Annotated in this window: 15 protein-coding genes and 1 riboswitch; of the genes, 9 read left to right on the plus strand and 6 right to left on the minus strand. The window is 43.2% G+C overall.

Features of this window, described 5'->3' with window-relative positions; genetic code table 11:
• Nucleotides 1-118: 118 nt before the first annotated feature.
• On the minus strand, nt 119-373 hold the full coding sequence (locus AHMF7616_RS03805) for a hypothetical protein (protein WP_115371671.1): 255 nt from the start codon (nt 371-373) through the stop codon (nt 119-121).
• Nucleotides 374-566: 193 nt separating this feature from the next.
• A riboswitch (TPP riboswitch) is annotated at nt 567-664 on the plus strand.
• A 109-nt stretch (nt 665-773) separates the two neighbouring features.
• Between AHMF7616_RS03805 and AHMF7616_RS03810 the strand changes: the two genes are divergently transcribed.
• From AHMF7616_RS03810 to queG, 5 genes are all read left to right on the plus strand, one after another.
• A complete protein-coding gene (locus AHMF7616_RS03810) occupies nt 774-3,134 on the plus strand; it encodes a TonB-dependent receptor (protein ID WP_233507314.1) in 2,361 nt (786 codons plus the stop codon).
• A 299-nt stretch (nt 3,135-3,433) separates the two neighbouring features.
• On the plus strand, nt 3,434-4,591 hold the full coding sequence (locus tag AHMF7616_RS03815) for an acyl-CoA dehydrogenase family protein (protein WP_115371673.1): 1,158 nt from the start codon (nt 3,434-3,436) through the stop codon (nt 4,589-4,591).
• Between the two features lie 160 nt (nt 4,592-4,751).
• Nucleotides 4,752-5,138 carry a RidA family protein gene (locus AHMF7616_RS03820; RefSeq protein WP_115371674.1) on the plus strand — a complete coding sequence of 129 codons (387 nt, stop codon included), beginning with the start codon at nt 4,752-4,754 and terminating at the stop codon, nt 5,136-5,138.
• Between the two features lie 216 nt (nt 5,139-5,354).
• The gene (gene ruvB, locus AHMF7616_RS03825) at nt 5,355-6,395 is read left to right on the plus strand and encodes a Holliday junction branch migration DNA helicase RuvB (protein WP_115371675.1); all 1,041 of its coding nucleotides are present in this window, start codon (nt 5,355-5,357) and stop codon (nt 6,393-6,395) included.
• Between the two features lie 181 nt (nt 6,396-6,576).
• Nucleotides 6,577-7,512: a tRNA epoxyqueuosine(34) reductase QueG gene (gene queG, locus AHMF7616_RS03830; protein ID WP_115371676.1), complete on the plus strand. Its 936-nt coding sequence runs from the start codon at nt 6,577-6,579 to the stop codon at nt 7,510-7,512.
• A gap of 4 nt (nt 7,513-7,516) precedes the next feature.
• Here the strand turns inward: queG and AHMF7616_RS03835 are convergent, their stop codons facing one another.
• The 3 genes from AHMF7616_RS03835 to AHMF7616_RS03845 all read right to left on the minus strand — a co-directional run bounded on the left by AHMF7616_RS03835 (nt 7,517) and on the right by AHMF7616_RS03845 (nt 9,612).
• Nucleotides 7,517-7,705, minus strand: coding sequence for a hypothetical protein (locus AHMF7616_RS03835; protein WP_115371677.1), 189 nt, complete (start codon nt 7,703-7,705; stop codon nt 7,517-7,519).
• Between the two features lie 277 nt (nt 7,706-7,982).
• Nucleotides 7,983-8,822 carry a ferritin-like domain-containing protein gene (locus AHMF7616_RS03840; protein WP_115371678.1) on the minus strand — a complete coding sequence of 280 codons (840 nt, stop codon included), beginning with the start codon at nt 8,820-8,822 and terminating at the stop codon, nt 7,983-7,985.
• Nucleotides 8,823-8,844: 22 nt separating this feature from the next.
• On the minus strand, nt 8,845-9,612 hold the full coding sequence (locus AHMF7616_RS03845) for a ferritin-like domain-containing protein (RefSeq protein ID WP_115371679.1): 768 nt from the start codon (nt 9,610-9,612) through the stop codon (nt 8,845-8,847).
• Nucleotides 9,613-9,944: 332 nt separating this feature from the next.
• Here AHMF7616_RS03845 and AHMF7616_RS03850 point away from each other — a divergent pair, with 332 nt between their 5' ends.
• The 3 genes from AHMF7616_RS03850 to AHMF7616_RS03860 all read left to right on the plus strand — a co-directional run bounded on the left by AHMF7616_RS03850 (nt 9,945) and on the right by AHMF7616_RS03860 (nt 13,792).
• On the plus strand, nt 9,945-11,354 hold the full coding sequence (locus AHMF7616_RS03850) for a BatD family protein (RefSeq protein ID WP_147275600.1): 1,410 nt from the start codon (nt 9,945-9,947) through the stop codon (nt 11,352-11,354).
• A 4-nt stretch (nt 11,355-11,358) separates the two neighbouring features.
• Nucleotides 11,359-12,438 (plus strand): chorismate synthase, encoded by a 1,080-nt coding sequence (gene aroC, locus AHMF7616_RS03855; RefSeq protein WP_115371681.1) that lies wholly within the window; start codon nt 11,359-11,361, stop codon nt 12,436-12,438.
• Between the two features lie 169 nt (nt 12,439-12,607).
• Nucleotides 12,608-13,792, plus strand: coding sequence for a hypothetical protein (locus tag AHMF7616_RS03860; protein WP_199474105.1), 1,185 nt, complete (start codon nt 12,608-12,610; stop codon nt 13,790-13,792).
• Between the two features lie 207 nt (nt 13,793-13,999).
• On the opposite strand, the gene AHMF7616_RS03865 is transcribed toward AHMF7616_RS03860, so the two are convergent.
• Nucleotides 14,000-15,370, minus strand: coding sequence for a sodium:proton antiporter (locus tag AHMF7616_RS03865; protein WP_115371682.1), 1,371 nt, complete (start codon nt 15,368-15,370; stop codon nt 14,000-14,002).
• Nucleotides 15,371-15,593: 223 nt separating this feature from the next.
• Between AHMF7616_RS03865 and AHMF7616_RS03870 the strand changes: the two genes are divergently transcribed.
• On the plus strand, nt 15,594-16,214 hold the full coding sequence (locus AHMF7616_RS03870; RefSeq protein ID WP_115371683.1) for a NifU family protein: 621 nt from the start codon (nt 15,594-15,596) through the stop codon (nt 16,212-16,214).
• Nucleotides 16,215-16,299: 85 nt separating this feature from the next.
• Here the strand turns inward: AHMF7616_RS03870 and secDF are convergent, their stop codons facing one another.
• The gene (secDF, locus tag AHMF7616_RS03875) at nt 16,300-19,368 is read right to left on the minus strand and encodes a protein translocase subunit SecDF (protein ID WP_115371684.1); all 3,069 of its coding nucleotides are present in this window, start codon (nt 19,366-19,368) and stop codon (nt 16,300-16,302) included.
• Nucleotides 19,369-19,472 lie beyond the last annotated feature (104 nt).

The following is a 19,472-nucleotide window of genomic DNA, read 5'->3' on the forward strand; positions in this document are numbered from 1 at the left end:
ATTTGCAAGCCAGCCCTTTAACGTACGTGCCGGATCAGGTATCCGGACAAAAAAAAGGCTTTTGCTCTGAACTCGTAAGGTCAGGGCAAAAGCCTTTTTACTGAATACTAAATACTTTTCAGGAATATATCAATACGCCGTCTTCGCGCACAAAAATGCGGGGAGTTGGTTTATTATAATCCGGTTCAAAGTCACTCACGGGCAGCGAAATTCCCGGGGGTAAATCCAGGTCTGGTAAATCCAACCCAATTGGTTCGCCACCATCATCGTCACTGCCTTCTGACGAAGGTCTGTTGTATTTGCGGCGGGGCATTACAATAAAATACGCCAGTATCGTAAGCACCGCAAAGGTATAAAGTAGTGAAATTAACATGTTATCTGGTCACTATTAAAGGTTTAAGCTGCATTCAAAGGCTATAATGGTGTAACGTAATACCAAGTAAGAGGTTTTTGGTTTCCGGGCTCAAACCGAAACAAATTTCTTACTTCAAATCAGGCTAACAATATAACAATTAAAAAGTAAAATGAATATAAAATTTGCAATAAAAAAAATTGCCGCTACCTTTGGCTCAGTTTAGGGGTGCCTTATCATTTCGGGCTGAGATCATACCCATTGAACCTGATCCGGGTAATGCCGGCGAAGGGAAACACGGATTTTCTTTTGTACTGCTTTTTTCATTGGGCACTCCTGCGTTTTATAATTTTTTAAATTTTAGACCAGGATGAAACACCTTTTTTTACTTTGGCTTTGTATTTATGGACCATTGACCTCCATGGCTCAATTTTCGGTGAGTGGGCGAATACTCGAAGCGGGATCGGGCCAGCCATTGGTGGGAGCCACCGTGCAAATTAATCAAACCGGTACCATTACCAACGATCAAGGTTATTACGAACTAAACGCTATTGCGCCGGGCCGGCAGCTGTTACAGGTAAGTTACGTTGGGTACGAGGCCAATAAGGCTGAAATTACCGTTAATCAGAATACAACTTATAATGCTTCTTTGGTTCCGGTCAGCATCCGGGCCAACGAAGTAGTGATCCGGGCTACCCGCGCCAACGATAAAACCGGCACCACGTTCACCAATGTGAGCAAAGAACAAATTGCCAGCCGCAACTTTGGCCAGGATTTACCTTATCTGCTGGACCAAACACCCTCGGTGGTAGTAAATTCCGATGCTGGCGCCGGGGTAGGCTACACGGGCATTCGTATCCGGGGCTCAGATATAACCCGCATTAATGTAACCGTAAACGGTATTCCCGTTAACGATGCCGAATCGCACGGGGCCTTCTTCGTGAACATGCCGGATTTAGCTTCTTCGGTGCAGGATATGCAGGTACAACGGGGCGTAGGTACCTCCACCAACGGCGCCGGGGCTTTTGGGGCCAGTATTAACATGCGCACCATTGGGGTAAACCCGGAGCCTTACGCCGAAGCCAATAACACCTTTGGCTCTTATAACACCTGGAAACATACCGTTGCTTTTGGTACCGGCTTAATCGGGAAAAAGTTTACCGTTGATGGGCGGCTGTCCCGGATTTCTTCGGATGGCTACGTGGACCGCGCTTTTTCTAAATTAAAATCGTACTACTTTTCGGCGGGCTATAACGGTAAAACCGGCATGCTCCAATTTGTGACTTTTTCGGGCCAGGAGCAGACTTACCAGGCCTGGAACGGCGTGCCCGAAGATTCGCTTAAAACCAATCGCCGGTATAATTCCTTAACCTACGACAACGAAACCGACAATTACCAGCAAGACCATTACCAGTTGCACTATTCTAAAACTTTCGGTCCGCAATTCGATTTTGGCGGCGCATTTCACTTAACCCGCGGTAAAGGATATTATGAGCAATATAAAACCGATCAGAGTTTAGCTAATTACAACGTGCCCCCGGTAGTGCTGGGCGATACTACCATTACCAACACCGATTTGATCCGGCGCAAATGGCTCGATAATTATTTTTACGGGGCCACTTACGCTTTAAACTACCGGGCCTCCCAAAATGCTTTCTCGGCTACCCTGGGTGGTTCCTGGAACCGGTACGACGGCGATCATTACGGCGAAATTATATGGGCCCGTTTTGCTTCCAGCAGCGAAATCCGGCAGCGGTATTACCAGGGCGATGCTTTAAAAACCGATTTTACCATTTACGGTAAAGTAAACTACCAGGCCACGACGCAATTAGGCTTTTTCGGGGATGTGCAATACCGCACCATTAATTACGATTTAAACGGCACCGACGACAACCAGCGGAACGTTACCCAACAAGCCGATTTTCAATTTTTAAACCCCAAGGCCGGTATAACTTATGCGTTTAAACCCGGTCAAACCTTGTATGCTTCCTACGCCGTGGGTAACCGCGAACCAGTGCGCAGCGATTTCGTGGACCGCAAGGGCGCAGCGCAACCCAAAGCCGAAACCCAGTATAACCTGGAAGCCGGTTACCGTTTGCGCGGCAACCAATTTAATACTACCGCTAAGCTTTTAAACTACAGCTTGGATGTTAATTACTTTTACATGGATTATTACAACCAATTAGTATTAACGGGTCAGTTAAACGACGTGGGTTCTGCGTTGCGCACCAACATAAAACGTAGTTACCGCACCGGAGTAGAACTCGCTGGTTTAATTAACTGGCACGACCTGGTAGAAGTGAGCAGCACCTTAACGCTTAGCCGGAACAAAATTAAAAATTATGCCGAAACGGTTTACGTGTACGATGCCGATTATAACGTAGAAAACACGGTAATTAATAATTACAAAGAAACCGATATCTCGTTTTCACCCAACATAATTTCGGCGCATAAAGTAGAAGTGCAACCTATAAAAGGGTTTAAAGCGGCTCTTCTGTACAAAACCGTAAGCCAGCAATACCTGGATAATACCTCCAGCGAAGACCGTAAAATTAACGGGTACCAAGTGGCCGATTTACGATTCCGGTATATAATACAGCCTGGTTTTATGAAGGAACTGGAATTTGCTTTTTTACTGAACAATGTGTTTAATAAAAAATACGAAGCCAACGGCTATACTTTCAGCGAACAATATTCCGGCGACCCGACCCGCTACGATTATAATTACTATTATCCGCAGGCTACCCGCAATTTTCTTTTATCAGTCGGATTAAAATTTTAAAAAATAGAAAGGTACCGTCTCCGCTAATTCCCAAATGGCTAATACTATGAATAGGTGAGGAACTATCATACCTGATGCAATCAGGTAACTTCGCATTCAAATCTTACAACTCTATTAAAAAGCTTCTTCGGAAGCTTTTTTGTTTTGCTGGAGTTATACTAAAAACGGGTGGGTCAGCAGTTATAAATGAGGTGCGTAGTGGTGGGTTTGTTCCCAGGAAACACTATATTGCTTATTATCCTGTATAATTCTAGTTAGCCGGTAATTAGCCGGAAACCCAGTTATCGCCAGTTTACCTTATGACTGATTATTTTCAAATTTCTGACTTGCTCACCGACGAACACCGGCTTATCCAGCAAACCATGCGCGATTTCGTGAAGCGGGAGATATCCCCTAACATTGAAAAATGGGCGCAGGATGCGTACTTCCCCCCGGACATTGTGCGTAAATTCGGCGAAGTAGGAGCTTTTGGACCCACCATTCCGGAAGAGTACGGCGGCGGTGGCTTGGATTATATTTCGTACGGCCTTATTATGCAGGAAATAGAACGTGGTGATTCGGGCATGCGTTCTACTGCTTCGGTACAAGGGTCGTTGGTGATGTTCCCGATTTACCAGTACGGTTCCAAAGAGCAACGGCGTAAGTATTTGCCCAAACTGGCAAGTGGGGAATGGTTGGGTTGTTTTGGTTTAACCGAACCCGATTTTGGTTCTAATCCGGGCGGCATGCTTACTAATATTAAAGAGCAAGGCGACCACTATATTTTAAATGGCGCTAAAATGTGGATTTCCAATTCCCCAGCCTGCCAGGTAGCCGTAGTTTGGGCCAAAAACGAAGCCGGCCGCATTAAAGGCGTCATCGTGGAACGTGGCATGGCCGGTTTTACTACGCCCGAAATACATAATAAATGGAGCTTACGCGCCAGTACCACCGGCGAACTGGTTTTTGAAAACGTAAAAATTCCGAAAGAAAATATTTTACCGAACATCGAAGGCTTAAAAGGACCTTTGAGCTGCCTCGACTCGGCCCGTTACGGTATTTCCTGGGGTGCCATAGGCGCCGCCATAGATTGCTACGAATCAGCGCTTCATTATGCCCAGCAGCGGATTCAGTTCGATAAACCCATTGCATCCTTCCAGTTAATTCAAAAAAAACTGGCCGAAATGCTCACCGAAATAACCAAGGCCCAGCTTATGGCCTGGCGTTTAGGAACCTTAAAGAATGCCGGCAAAGCTACTACCCAGCAAATATCTATGGCAAAGCGTAACAGCGTAGAAATGGCCTTGCAAGTAGCCCGGGAGGCCCGCCAGATTCATGGCGGTATGGGTATAACCGGCGAGTACCCGATCATGCGGCACATGATGAACCTGGAATCGGTAATTACCTACGAAGGGACCCACGACATTCATTTACTTATTACGGGAGCTGACATTACGGGTATTCCGGCATTTAAGTAAACCCAAGTAAGTATCAGGACACAAGTACCAAGATTTAGAACAAATCAGCAATAGCGCAAGTCTTAGCAAACCTAGACTCGTGCACCTGGCACAAATAAAAGTATTCTGAATTTTGAAATTTTTAAATTAATGGCCAACCATTTAAGTAATTAGACGCAACATGAATCGACAAAATATCGCTTCCGGAGCCGTTTGGGAAGATATAGTGGGTTATTCCCGGGCGGTGCGGGTCGGAAATGTGGTGGAAGTGGCCGGAACTACGGCAATGGACGGCGCCGAAATAATTGGCCCTGATAACGCCTACGAACAAACTAAATTTATTTTAACCAAAATAGAGAAAGCGCTGCACGAAGCCGGAGCCAATCTAACGAACGTAGTCCGGACCCGGATGTTTGTGGTGGATATTAGTAATTGGGAAGAAATTGGCCGGGCCCACGGCGAATTTTTTAAAAATATTAAACCGGTTACCTCTATGCTCGAAGTAAAAGCGCTTATTCAGCCGGGCTTATTAATAGAAATTGAAGCTACTGCGATTATCCCGGAATAAAGCTTGTTTTTTCTTATTTATAGGATAGCGATGTTTTGGTTTTTTTATTGGATATGATTAGTAATGCGATGATTGCGGGTTGCTAATTTTTTTAGAATTCACCCAAATTAGATTAAAAATTTTAGCTTTTTGCTTGAATTTTTAAATCTAAAGGAGCCTTTTACCGGCTAAAAGTGTTATCTTTATTTACAAAATTGATTTCCGAAGTATACCAATATGCGTGAAGAATATTTAAGCGGCGATGATGATAGCATGTCGCAAGCGGAAAAAGAAATAGATAAAGCTCTCCGGCCGCTCAGTTTTCGGGACTTTACCGGTCAGGAAAAAATTGTAGAGAACCTGAAAATCTTTGTGTTAGCGGCCCGCCGGCGGGGTGAAGCACTCGACCACGTGCTGTTACATGGCCCGCCGGGTTTAGGTAAAACCACCTTGTCGCATATTATTGCTTCCGAACTGGACGCCAACATAAAAATGACCTCGGGTCCGGTATTGGATAAACCCAGCGATTTAGCGGGCTTGTTAACTAACTTGGATCGTAACGATGTATTGTTCATCGACGAAATCCACCGGCTAAACCCGATTGTGGAAGAGTACCTGTACTCGGCCATGGAAGATTACAAGATTGATATTATGCTGGACTCGGGACCGAATGCCCGCACGGTACAAATCAGTCTGAATCCGTTTACCTTAATTGGCGCTACCACCCGTTCTGGGTTGCTAACTTCGCCGTTGCGGGCGCGCTTTGGCATTAACTCCCGCCTGGAGTACTACGATTCGGCTTTGCTGACCAGTATCGTTAAGCGGTCGGCTGATATTTTAGGGTCACCGATTCACGATGATGCTGCTTTTGAAATTGCCCGCCGGAGCAGAGGTACACCGCGTATTGCCAATAATTTGCTGCGCCGCACCCGCGACTTTGCCCAGATTAAAGGGGATGGTACGATCACCGTGGACATTGCCCAATTTGCTCTGAACGCTTTGGATGTCGATCATAATGGCCTGGACGAAATGGACAACCGTATTTTAAATACCATTATCGATAAGTTTAAAGGAGGTCCGGTAGGTTTATCCACCATTGCTACCGCCTGCGGCGAAGAATCGGAAACCATTGAAGAAGTGTACGAGCCTTTTTTAATTCAGGAAGGTTACATTAAACGAACTTCCCGGGGGCGCGAAGCAACTGAACTGGCCTACATTCACCTGGGTAAAATACCGCCCCGGCAAATCGGTACTTTGTTTGATTCTCCTTTGTCGTAAACCATTCGAAAATTTAAAAAAAGCAGGCACCTGGCCTGCTTTTTTGCATTCGGAACAAGGTTGATTACTTTCTAAAATATTTTGTAAAACGGTAAAATGAGAGATTACAGGTAATTAGACCACCTCTCTAAATTTATTTCAGGTAAAATTTGTTACGAGCCTAAACTATCCATCTTTTCCTTTGACGCCCAAACAACAATATACTTTTTTAATTAAGCAAAAAGCCCAGGAGCTAGGCTTTATGTTTTGTGGGGTATCGCGGGCGGAGTTTTTGGAAGAAGAAGCCCCTCGCCTGGAAAATTGGCTAAACCGCCAGATGCACGGCCAGATGCATTACATGGAAAACCATTTTGATAAGCGCCTGGATCCCCGCTTGCTCGTTGAAGGCGCTAAATCCGTAGTGTCGTTATTGTTAAATTATTACCCCGAGCAACCCCAACCTACCGATACTTTTCAAATTTCGAAATACGCTTATGGACAGGATTACCATTTTGTTATAAAAGATAAACTAAAATCGTTATTAGCGTACATCCGAGAAACTATTGGCGATGTTGGCGGGCGGGCTTTTGTAGATTCGGCCCCGGTGCTGGATAAAGCTTGGGCCAAGAAAAGTGGTCTGGGTTGGGTAGGTAAAAACAGTAATTTAATTACGCCGCAAGTTGGCAGTTTTTATTTTATTGCCGAATTAATCATCGACCTGGAACTGGAGTACGACGGGCCCATTAAAGATTACTGCGGTACCTGCACCAAGTGTATAGATGCTTGCCCCACTGATGCCATTATAGAACCTTACGTAGTAAATGGCAGCAAATGCATTTCGTATTTTACCATTGAATTAAAAGACCAGATACCCCAGGAAGTAAATGGGAAATTTGGCAACTGGGTTTTTGGTTGTGATATCTGCCAGGACGTTTGCCCCTGGAACCGGTTCGCCAAAGCCCACCAAGAACCGGCCTTTGATCCGCAGCCGGGGTTAACAGAATTTTCAAAAAAAGACTGGCAGGAAATTACCGAAGAAATATTTAAAGAAGTGTTTCGTAAGTCGGCCGTTAAACGCACTGGTTTTAACGGCCTCTTACGCAATATTAAATTTGTGATTCCAAAGAACGAGGATTAGTTTACTAGGAAGCTTTCGCAAAAACCCGGTTAATAATGCCGTGATAAATGCCGGAAAAGCGGACGTAGCACCATTGGCGTAGTTCTTCTAATTCTTCCTGTACGAGCATTTTAAAAGCTTTACGCAGCTCTTTTTCAAATAGCCGGACATCAAAACTTACTTTAACAAGAATCGTTTTAACATACTCTAACATTTTGTGTGCTAATTTAAAAATGAATTATTTTGTTGTATTTATTCGAAATTTGGGTCTGCTTCGAATAGTTTAATGTACGAAAATAAAGCAGAGATGTTAAAGTATTTTTAATGAATTATTATATTCATACGAAACATGTTAGTAATTAGCTACTTAATTAACTTTTTTTAAAAATTTGTTAATCCAGCAAACATCAGCCTAATCTTGAAATAAAAATAGCACATAAAAAAGGACGGGTTGCCCGTCCTTTTTTATGTGCTATTATGAAAAACTTGTTTTATTTTTTCAGGAACGGCGTAACGATCGCCGTTACTTGTTCCGTGGTTAAAGGCTCATCAAACGCTTCAGAAGCAGCGGCATCGCTAATGGTTATACCACCAAAAGTGCCGGTAATTTTAACGGTAGCCTGGGTAGTAACTTCTTCCCCGTCGTATATGGCCTGGGTAAAACCAGGCAAGCCGCCTAGGTCTTTACCGGTAATCCAAGGTTTCTGCATGGCGGGATTGGTCATCATATCTCGGCGCATGCGGCGAATATGGGCCGCGTGGCGAGCTTCAATAGAATGAATTTGCAAAGCAGCTTGTAATACATCGTTGTTGCTGATTAAGAAAGCAGCCTGGCCTTTATAAGCCCGAACTCCGGTATCTTCAAAAGCTTGCGCTACAGCTAGCATAGTAGGATAATCTTTAAAAGTCATGTCTCCCAAAACACCACCAGCAGTAAAATCAAAGCTAGCTGCGGTGTAGGTAGGAGCATCGGCTGCTAAAGCACCTTTTAAAAAAGCTACGTGGGCTACCTCGTGGTTCCGGATGGTTTCAAAAGCACCTTTACCGGCTGAGGTAGGAAATATATCAGTAGCAGCGGCTTGTTTGTAAAACTCTGCTTCCAGGTTTTCTAACAAAAAGGCAAATTTAAGTACATCCACCACGGAGCGGGGAGGAGCAGTTTGGCCATACGCTTTGTTCAGCATAGCGCCAAAGGCTAAAGGTACAGCAGTAGCGGCCAATTTTTTACCGAAGCCGGCAAAATGCTTGAAAATAGACCGGCGTGAATCTAAACGTTCGTAAATTTCCGGATCTACTTTTTCTATTTGAGTAAGAAGGTTATGTATATTCATGATTTATTTCTCCTGATTTAAATTAAGATGTAGGTAATTTGCTGAAATCAATGGTTTCCTTTACAAAGGATTTAGCGGCCGTTAAAACTTCGGTGGGGGTCATAGCACCATCAAAACCGTTAGCATTATTGCCGGTGTTGGCAAAAGTACCATTCGAGATTAAATCGGCAATTTCCGCCGCGTGGCGCGCTTCTACCGACACTATTTTACCGGCAATGGTCAGAAAATCGGGAGATTTAAGCAATTTGCCAGCGCCATTGTAAGCGGCTACTCCTAGGTCCTCGAATGTTTTAGCAGCAGTTAATACGGCAGTGCGGTCTCCAAAATTAATTTTAGAAAAATCAGGAGTTAAGCCCGGAATAATAGCAGCAGGAGCAGCAGCGGTAATGGCCGCTTTAAAAAACTCGCGGTGCGCAATTTCGTGATCCCGGATGTCGGTTAATGTTTGTCTTTCCTTAGCGTCCGGAAATGCCGTATTAAAGGTAGCGCTGGCAACCAACTGGGTGTAAAAAGCCGCTTCTAATTGCTCGAGAGCATACGCGTAATTTAAAACGCCAACATCGTCAGAACCCAAATTAACGGTAGTGGGTCCGGTTACGGGTGGGGTTGGCGGTGGATCTACCACGCCGTTAAATTTTCCGTCGTCGTCATCGTTACAGCCCGAGATCAGGAGGGTAGTTAAGGCAGCTCCGGCTCCGGCATATTTAAAAAAGTTCTTCCGGTTAATGGGCTTGTTAACCGATTCGATCAACCCATTACCGCTTTCATTCGGTTTCGTTAGTTTCGACATAATTAGGTTTTTATTAAAGAGTGTAACATAGAATTCTGAACAGCTACAGGCAACCTTTACCAGCAAATGGCTGCGTTGTTTTTCTGCAGATTTAACCGATCTACGAAGAATAAGTCGCGGTCGGATTTTAAAAATTTTAAAATGGCCTATTATTTTGCGGTAAACTGGAAAAATTCTTATTAGTAAGCTTTGAATAATTATATAATTCGCAGATTACCTGATTTTTAAACGGGAAATAAATAGTCGGTTTTATATTGAAAGAATAAATTTTATCTTGCTGGCGTTCTTTTTAAAGAAGATGAGTGCCGTTTGCTGGATTTATTACCTTATTCGTGTTTAAAAAAATTATCTTGTTTCTGGGCATTTGGATGGGTTTGCTCCCGGTTTACGGACAGCAAATCAGCATTGAGTTAGGTCCCAGTAAAATTCCTATAGAAACTTACTTTACTGTTTCGATCCGTTTAAAGGGACAAACTTTACAAGACGCACCTCTTTTCCCGGACCTGGAAGGTTTTCAGAAGAGTAGCCGGTTCTCCAAAAAGATTACCTTAAAAACCGGTAATAATCTGGTAGAAGAAGTACATACGCAAAACTATGCGGCTTTAAACGAAGGCACTTTTACGATTAAACCATTCACCATTACAGTTAATGGCCAGGTTGTTAAAAGCCCCGGTACCACCATTCAGGTAGGTCCGGTTACCGCCAATAATCCTATTATTGAAAATCCCCAAACTCAGCCTTTAAAAACAGAATTTACTGGTAAAAGCGGCCAATCTTTTTTAAACCTGGAGGTCAGCAAAAAGGAAATTTATACCGGCGAAGGTTTGCATGTAGCTCTGTATTTTTATTTAACGGCTGCTGAAAACGGCCAATTAGAGTTTTACAACTTTTTGCAGCAGCTTCCGGAGTTGTTTAAACAGATAAAACAGCCTACTTGCTGGGAGGAAGTGTGGGAGCAAACCGAAATTCTACCAGATACAGTAATGGTGAAAGATGAAAAGTACATCCGGTTTAAACTTTACGAAGCCATTAACTATCCGCTGAATGCCGTGGATTTAGAGTTTCCGGCTTTAAATTTAAAAATGCTACAATATACCGTTCCTAAAGACGCCACTTTTGCCGAGGAAAAGCGGCAGCCGGAAATTAAAGAATTTCAATCGGTTGCTAAAACAGTTCGGGTGAAAGCATTACCGCCCCATCCGCTACGGGAAACGGTACCAGTAGGCCGGTATCGGCTGGATGAACTATTGGAGCGCACCCGAACTTCTATTAACCGAACCGTAAATTATAGTTTTGCGGTAATTGGGGAGGGCAATATTGGGGCTTTACCAACACCAACTCTGCAAAATTTACCGGCTTTGGAAGTGTACCCGCCCCAGGTAAAAGAAAATTTACTGCGGCAACAGCAACGAATATCAGGGTCCAAACGATTTGCCTATTCCATTGTTCCTAAAATGCCCGGTCAGTATCCCTTACGGCAATTGCTGCATTTTATTTATTTTGATCCGGAGCGCGAACGCTACGATACTTTAACTTCCCGGTTTACTTTACAGGTAAGCGGCACCGTTGATCGCGATGCCGCTATTGGCGCAGTAGTGAGCGATGATTTTTATAAGCTTATTCAAACCGAGGATAACAACCTGGTCAGCATGCATAATTTCGAAAAACTTAAATTGTATACCAACCTGATTGTATTACTTTTGCTGGCCATATCTATTTTTATTTTTTTCAGAAAAACATAGCAGCATGAGTAATTCGTACGGTAAAATTTTCCGGATAACTACTTTCGGCGAATCGCACGGACAATCGGTAGGCGTAATAATTGATGGTTGTCCGGCCGGTTTAGAAATTACAGCCGAAGAAATTCAGCGGGAACTGGACCGGCGGCGTCCTGGCCAATCCAATATTACTACCCAACGGAAAGAAGAAGACGAAATTATCATTTTATCGGGGCTGTACGAGAATAAAACCACCGGTACGCCCATTGCCCTGATGGTGAACAATAAAAACCAGGCGGGTAAAGATTATTCGCACCTCGAACACGCCTTTCGGCCATCGCATGCCGATTATACTTATACCGCTAAATACGGCTTGCGCGACCACCGGGGAGGGGGCCGTTCTTCGGCGCGCGAAACGCTGGCCCGGGTGGCCGCCGGTGCCGTAGCCAATAAATATTTACAGCAGCAAGGCATTCAAATTGCTTCGTATGTTTCTACGGTAGGGCCTATTTCCGTAGAAGAATCGTACGAACAATTAAATCTAAGCCTGATTGACAGTAATAAGATCCGGTGCCCTCAACCGCAAGTAGCTGAAGAAATGATTAAACTGGTAGAAGAAACCCGCAAGAACCGCGACACCGTAGGTGGGGTAATTACCTGTGTGATTAAGGGCACTCCTGTGGGTTTAGGAGAACCGGCTTTCGATAAACTGCATGCCGAACTAGGTAAAGCCATGCTGAGCATTAACGCGGTAAAAGGTTTTGAATACGGCAGTGGTTTTGCCGGTGCTAAACTTTACGGCTCGCAGCACAACGATGAATTTTACACCGATGAAAATGGCCGGGTGCAAACGCGTACCAATCATTCAGGAGGTATTCAGGGCGGTATTTCCAATGGCCAGGATATTTACTTTCGGGTGGCTTTTAAACCGGTAGCTACCATTTTGCAACCCCAAACCAGCATTAACGACCAAGGCGAAAGCATTACTTTAGAAGGCAAAGGCCGTCACGATCCGTGTGTATTGCCCCGGGCGGTACCTATTGTAGATGCCATGGTGGCGTTAGTTTTAATAGACTTTTTGCTGCGGCAACGCACCGTGCGGGTGTAGCTAAATTAATAAAGAGTATTCATCAACTTAAGTTTTTGTTTTAAACAAGCGAGCCGCTCTTTTACTTGAGCGGCTCGCTTGTTTCTATCTAGTTCGGAATATTACTTTGGCATGTTTTTTTATTCTGTTAAATTTTAAAATTTGTTATGCCTATCGAATTAAAAAACTAATGATGCTACTTATTAATCCACCCTTATACATGTACAAAGCTATGAGAGTCAATCCATTTTTTAAATTTTTTCGTTTTTGGCCGCTTGGTGTATTGTTGTTTTTAGGGGCTTGCTCCAGTGGCAAACAATCTTTTCAAAAAGGCGATTACGATCGGGCAGTTATACAGGCCGTCAATCGGCTCCAAAAAGATCCGTCGAATAAGAAAGCCCTAAGTACTTTAGAGCAAGCTTATAAATACGCCCAGGAAAATCACCAAACCCGCATTACAGAAGCCATGAAGTCAACGGAAACTTTCCGGTGGGAAACGGTCGTGCAGGAATACGAAAGTATGAATAATCTGGTAGATGCCGGGCGACGCTGCCCTGCTTGCCGCTCTGTAATTAATAACGCCGGAAAATATCCGGAACAATTAGCTGCTGCCAGGCAAAAAGCAGCCGAAACCCGTTATGATCTAGGTGCTAAGTTATTAAAAGAAAAAAACCGGCAGAGTGCCAAAGAAGCTTACCAGCATTTTGAGCGGGCCGAACAATTTGTGCCCGGTTTTAAAGATGCCCGGCAAAAACAAGACGAAGCTTACCTGGCGGCACTTTTAAAAGTAGTAGTAGAGCCCGTTGCGGTAAATAAAGGCGTTTACCAGCTTAGTAACGAATATTTTCAAAATAAAATACAAGAGTATTTGCAGCATTACGAACAGCAAAGTTTTATTAAATTCTTCACACTGCAAGAAGTACGAGGCAAATCATTTGTGCCGGATCATGTGCTTACCCTTTCGTTTGATGATTTTGTAGTAGGGCAAACTTATCTAAAAGAAAAAGAACAGAACCTCGAGCGGGATAGCGTTAAAACCGGTACCGTAGAAGGAAAGGATGTATACGGTACCGTAAAAGTTAAATACATTACCTTCGAAAAAACCATTACTTCCAGCGGTTTGCTCGATTTCCGGATTATGGATTGGCAAACGAAAAATATTATTACCCAAGAGAAAATGCCCGGTACTTTTGTGTGGCGCGATGAATGGGCAACCTACAAAGGGGATGAACGAGCCTTGAACAAAGAGCAACTTAAAAGAGCTCGACGTCGAGAAAGCCCAAATCCGGCACCGCAATTTTTATTTGTGGAATTTACCAAACCTATCTACAGCCAACTTACGAGTAAAATTCAAAGCTTTTATCGGAAATATTAATTCAAAAACTTTGAATTTCAGAAAATTTAAAAATTTACAATTAGGCTACCTATAGTTACGAATAGTTTAACGGATAACACTAGAAAAATCAGTTGGCTTGTATAACTGTACTACCTTCATGAACTGTTGGTGAAATAGTTTATGAAGGTAATTGGTTGCTGGAACTCATGTTTTAACAATTTACTAAATTCTAAAATAGATTTAGGGCTAGTAGATTACCAGCAACCAGACCAAGAATAAGACCGGCAGCAAAAACGGAATCGAAAAGGCAGTAATGTATTTGAAAAAAGAAGGCATCTTAATGCCGGCTTCCTCCGCAATAGCTTTCACCATAAAATTAGGTCCGTTGCCAATATAGCTAAACGCGCCAAACAAAACAGATCCAACGGCAATTGCTTCGAGTAAATGGTAAGTTTCCGGTGCCTGCTCCAGACCATAAGCAAATTTATGAACGTGATCTACGCTGCTGTAACTTAAACCATACTTGGCCATGGACAAAGATAAAAAGTTGGCGTAAGTAGGGGCATTATCCAGAAAGCCTGAAAGCATACCGGCACTCCAGTAAACCGTATCGGGGGTGAGTAGTTTGGCAAAGGAAGGCGAAGCAGCTAAGTGGGCCGCGTATTGTAAAGCCGGCATCATGGTAAAAAAGATACCAAAGAAAAGAAATACTACTTCCAGAATAGGCCCAAAGGTAAAATGATTGCCATTTAAAGCCGTTTTGCTGGCCAACCGATAGCAGAAAAAAGCCGCGGTTAATTGAATTACTTCCCGGATATAGGAAAATTTAAATTCGTGGAAAGAGATGTGCGGTAAACCCGGAATAACATTCGGATCTAGAAAAATAGCGCCTATAATAATGGCTAGCCAAACCAGGTTGCGTTTACCTGTAAAAAAGAATTCGGTTTGGGCATCTATTTTCTCTTTAACCTCTGCTGTAGGTTGGTATGTCCGTACTTGATTGCGGCTCTCTAAAAAGTAAAAAAGGGCTGACAAACCGATCACCACAATTAACCAAGGTAGTAACAAATGCTGTAAGGTCCAGAAAAAAGGGACACCTTTTAAAAATCCGATAAACAATGGCGGGTCTCCGAGCGGAGTTAATAAACCACCGGCGTTACTTACAATAAATATGAAAAATATAATGTGGTAAGTTTTAATGTGGTTAATATTTAAACGAATATAGGGTCGGATAAGCAATAGTGAGGCACCCGTAGTACCGATAATATTGGCCAGAATAGCCCCGGTAATTAAAAGAAGTACATTGGTAATGGGGGTTGCCCGGGCATTCACGTTAATGTAAATGCCACCGGCAGCGATGTACAAGGCGCTGAGTAAAATGGCAAAAGAAGCATAATCAGCTAAAGTTTCTGCGGGTAAGTGCGTATCGTGCAAGATTAATACATAGTAGGAGAGTACCAACAAACCCAGCACAATAGCTATAACCCGGTAATAACGGTGCCAGAAGTGCTCCAGAAAAATAGGGCCGCAGGCAATCAAACCCAATAAAACTATAAACGGAATAACTACATAAGGTTGAACAGGTGGGGGAGTGGCAGCTAGGAATAAACAAAACATAACTCTGGATTAAATGGCCAGTGCTTCAATTAAAATTACTGGAGCGGGCGAAGGTAAAATCTTTTAAACATCGCGCCAATATTATTGGTTTTTATTTATAAGTGGTGCTCCAGAAAGCAACACAATATAAATTACCTGATTACTAGAATATTCTCAAAACTCATTACTTTTGAAACTTTAACCTTTATTACTAAGTTTTTACCATATTAAGGAAGCAATAACCATGATAGAAAATAAAGAAAAAGCCGTTTCGGTGTACGCAGAAGCTAACCCGAACCCGGAATCCATGAAATTTGTGCTGAGTACTGTTTTATTACCGGAAGGGGTAAGTGTAGATTATCCAGACGTAGAAGCAGCTGCCAACTCCCCGTTTGCCCAGGAATTATTTAATTTTGATTACGTTTCGCGGGTGTTTATTGCCAGTAACTTTGTAACGGTAACTAAAAATACCAGCGACCAGTGGGTACAGTTAATTCCGGAATTACGCCTTTTTATTAAATCGTACGTGGAAGCAGGCGGTCCTCTGTTTTTGCAAGATCCGTTAGCGGAGCAGACCCAGGCGGTAACGGATGCCACCGGTGAACTGAGTGGCGATGACGCGGTTATTTCGCATAAAGTGATTGACTTATTAGAAAACTACGTAAGACCGGCGGTGGAGCAGGATGGCGGTAATATTACCTTTAAATCCTATAAAGATGGTGTAGTAACCGTAAACCTGCAAGGCTCGTGCAGCGGCTGCCCATCTGCTACTATTACGTTAAAGTCGGGCATTGAAAATCTGTTGAAGCGTATGGTGCCGGAAGTAACCGAAGTAGTGGCCGAAGGAGTAACAGAAACCTGGTAGTGCATTATTTTTTAAATTTTTACTTATTTCAACAAAAAAGCCCGACTATCTAGTCGAGCTTTTTTGTTGAAATTTATTTTAGAAACTAAGACCGCAGCTTGCCGGTAGTTGCCAGTTTAGGCGTAATTGTTGTGGCAGTTACTTTCGGTTTTTCATCATCTATGGTATCCATTAAAATTGGGGTAGCAATGTATAAGGTAGAGTAGGTACCAGAAATGACCCCTATTAACATAGCATAAGAGAAGCCCCGGAGCGTTTCTCCCCCGAATATAAATAGAATCACTACTACAAATAATACCGTTAAAGAAGTAATAATAGTGCGGCTAAGCGTATCATTTAAAGCTGGGTTAATAACTTCTCTGATCTTACTTTTCGGATGATTGCTTAAGTGTTCCCGGATCCGGTCGTAAATAACTACCGTATCGTTAATAGAGAAACCAATAATGGTTAAGATAGAAGCAATAAACACTTGGTCCATTTCGTAGTTTAAGCCAAAAAGACGACCAATGGCGAAGAATGCCGTTACCATTAAAGCATCATGAATCAGGGCTACAACCCCGCCTAAGCTATATTGCCACTTCCGGAAACGCAGCATTACGTACAAGAAAATACCAGCGAAGGAAAGTAACACCGCCAGTACCGCTGTTTTCTGAATGTCATCGGCCATGGTTGCCCCCACTTTTGAAGAACTTAATATTTTCGGATTGCGGGCACTATATTGCTTTAATCCGGTTTGCAATGCGGTTTGCACCGTTTCATCGGCTCTCGTTGATTCATCTTCGGCCAAATAGCTGGTAGTAACCTTTAACCGGTTAGAAGCGCCAAACGTTTTTACATCGGTACCAGAACCTTTAAACTCATCCAGCAACGCGGTTCTTACTTCAGAAGCAGGTACCGCTTGATCAAAGTTTACGAGGTAGGATCGGCCACCTTTAAAATCAACGCCTAAGTTTGGCCCACCTTGAACAAACATTAATACAAAACCAAGCACAATGACCGCAGTAGAACCAATGTAAGCCAATTTGCGGTATTTGATAAAATCGAAGTTGAAGTTCTTAAACAGATTTTTAGAAAACACCGTTGAGAAAGTCATACTATTTACTTTTTTGCCGCTGGTCATATACTCCAGAATTAACCGCGATACATACACGGCAGTAAAAAACGAAGTAGCAATACCCAACATTAAAGTAATGGCAAACCCTTTAACTGGTCCAGAACCAAAAAAGTACAAAATAATACCGGCCAGCAAAGTAGTTACGTTGGAGTCAAAAATAGAGCTAAAGGCCCGATCATACCCTTTGTGAATGGCGTCTTTTATACTTACGCCTAAGGCAAGTTCTTCCCGAATCCGCTCAAAAATAAGTACGTTGGCATCCACCGACATACCCATGGTTAATACCATACCGGCAATACCCGGCAAGGTAAGCGCTGCGTTAAACTGCGCCAGAATACCAACAATAAAGAAAATATTAAATAACAAGGCTAAATCAGCTACAAAACCACCTTTGCTGTAGTAGAAAACCATAAATATTACCACAATGGCCATGGCCGCTAACGACGACAACAACCCTTGGTTTATAGCTTCCTGACCCAATGATGGACCCACAATTGCTTCTTCCACAATGCGGGTTGGAGCCGGCATTTTACCTGCTTTTAAAATATTAGCTAAATCCTGGGCTTCTTCCACGGTGAAATTACCCGAAATAGAAGAGTTACCGTTCGGAATTTCGCCTTGTACCACCGGAGCGGAGTACACGTAATTATCCAGCACGATTGCCACCTGGCGACCAATAGAAGCCGCAGTTAAACGTTGCCATTTTTTTGCACCAGCTACGTTCATACCCATATTTACTTCCGGACGGCCTTGCTGGTCGAAATCCTGACGGGCATCGCTAATAGCATCACCACCTACCGGAGCTTTATTGTCGCGGCCTTTTTTAATAGCGTATAATTCAATAAACTCTTGCTTAGCTTGGCCAACTTGCGCTGCCGGTAGCGGCGTGGGTTTTACCGCCCACAAAAACTTCATGTTGGCCGGGAAAATTGCCCGCACATCCGGACGACGTAACAAGGCATTTACTTTGGCGGTATCCCGCACGTTAGCTTGCAATAAGCCGGATTGTAAAAGTGGAAATAACCGGGTTAACTGGCTGCTTTGGTTAGCCGCTAAAGAATCCGTTTTAGTAGAATCGGTTTTGGCCGATGCGACCGTATTGGCTTTCGTGGTATCTGCGGTAGCAGAATCTGTAACGGGCTTACCGGTTAATGGGTCAATGGCTGGTTGAGCCGCTGCTTTGGTTAAAGCATCTGCATTGGATTTTGCCGCCGTATTGCCCGATTTGCCGGCGGCTAACTTATTAGCCGCTTCTTGTTTAACTAGTATAGAATTTAACTGGCCTAGGTAAGGGAAAAATTCTTCTGGTTTCCAAACTTCCCAAAATTCAAGATTAGCCGTTCCTTGTAATAATTTCCGCACCCGGGTAGCATCCGTAACACCTGGTAATTCAATTTGAATCTGATCCGAACTTTTTAAACGTTGAATGTTCGGTTGATTTACCCCAAATTTATCAATCCGGGTTTGTAAGATGTTAAAGGACCGGTCGATAGCGCCATTTACTTCCGTATCAATGGCGGCAATTACCTGCTCATTAGAAGAATTATAGTTAATCCGGCCTTTATTAGCGGTGTTAGAGAAAATAGCTGCTAAACGACCACTAGGATTAATTTCGCGGTAGGCCTGGGCAAAAAGCGTGGTAAATTTAGCTTGACTGTTTTGTTGCCGTTGTTGAGCAACCTGCAACGCTTTTAAAAAGCTTGGGTCTTTGCTATTACCCGCCATAGATTTAATAATTTCTACGGGCGAAACTTCTAAAACTACGTGCATGCCGCCTTTTAAATCCAATCCCAGGCTCAATTCGCTGTTTTGAATTTCTTCGTAAGTGTATTTAATCCCTAAAAAATTAAAAACTGGTTCTTTCCGAACAGAATCTAAGTAGGAGAATTTTTTATTGGTGTTAACATTGCCTTTGGCATCCGTGGCATAGGCTTCGGCATCGCGTTGCACCCGCTTGGATACAAATGAAAACGATAAGTAGTAGGCACAAAGGGCCGTTACTACTATCGTTAATAATAATATTCCGGTTTTGTTACGCATTAGTATGTAATTAAAAAATAATGGAATGATGGATGAAAATTTTTAAATTTTAAGATGGCGAGCGCAATACTGGTAAGATGCAGATTGTTCTCGTAAAAGATTGA

It is taken from the genome of Adhaeribacter pallidiroseus (assembly GCF_003340495.1).
Taxonomy (GTDB): Bacteria; Bacteroidota; Bacteroidia; order Cytophagales; family Hymenobacteraceae; genus Adhaeribacter; species Adhaeribacter pallidiroseus.

What these genes read in the sequence shown, in the direction of transcription:
- AHMF7616_RS03805 (WP_115371671.1), bottom strand. Translation starts at nt 373, where the DNA reads ATGTTAATTTCACTACTTTATACCTTTGCGGTGCTTACGATACTGGCG.
- AHMF7616_RS03810 (WP_233507314.1), top strand. Translation starts at nt 774, where the DNA reads ATGGCTCAATTTTCGGTGAGTGGGCGAATACTCGAAGCGGGATCGGGC.
- AHMF7616_RS03815 (WP_115371673.1), top strand. Translation starts at nt 3,434, where the DNA reads ATGACTGATTATTTTCAAATTTCTGACTTGCTCACCGACGAACACCGG.
- AHMF7616_RS03820 (WP_115371674.1), top strand. Translation starts at nt 4,752, where the DNA reads ATGAATCGACAAAATATCGCTTCCGGAGCCGTTTGGGAAGATATAGTG.
- ruvB (WP_115371675.1), top strand. Translation starts at nt 5,355, where the DNA reads ATGCGTGAAGAATATTTAAGCGGCGATGATGATAGCATGTCGCAAGCG.
- AHMF7616_RS03835 (WP_115371677.1), bottom strand. Translation starts at nt 7,705, where the DNA reads ATGTTAGAGTATGTTAAAACGATTCTTGTTAAAGTAAGTTTTGATGTC.
- AHMF7616_RS03840 (WP_115371678.1), bottom strand. Translation starts at nt 8,822, where the DNA reads ATGAATATACATAACCTTCTTACTCAAATAGAAAAAGTAGATCCGGAA.
- AHMF7616_RS03845 (WP_115371679.1), bottom strand. Translation starts at nt 9,612, where the DNA reads ATGTCGAAACTAACGAAACCGAATGAAAGCGGTAATGGGTTGATCGAA.
- aroC (WP_115371681.1), top strand. Translation starts at nt 11,359, where the DNA reads ATGAGTAATTCGTACGGTAAAATTTTCCGGATAACTACTTTCGGCGAA.
- AHMF7616_RS03860 (WP_199474105.1), top strand. Translation starts at nt 12,608, where the DNA reads ATGATGCTACTTATTAATCCACCCTTATACATGTACAAAGCTATGAGA.
- AHMF7616_RS03865 (WP_115371682.1), bottom strand. Translation starts at nt 15,370, where the DNA reads ATGTTTTGTTTATTCCTAGCTGCCACTCCCCCACCTGTTCAACCTTAT.
- AHMF7616_RS03870 (WP_115371683.1), top strand. Translation starts at nt 15,594, where the DNA reads ATGATAGAAAATAAAGAAAAAGCCGTTTCGGTGTACGCAGAAGCTAAC.
- secDF (WP_115371684.1), bottom strand. Translation starts at nt 19,368, where the DNA reads ATGCGTAACAAAACCGGAATATTATTATTAACGATAGTAGTAACGGCC.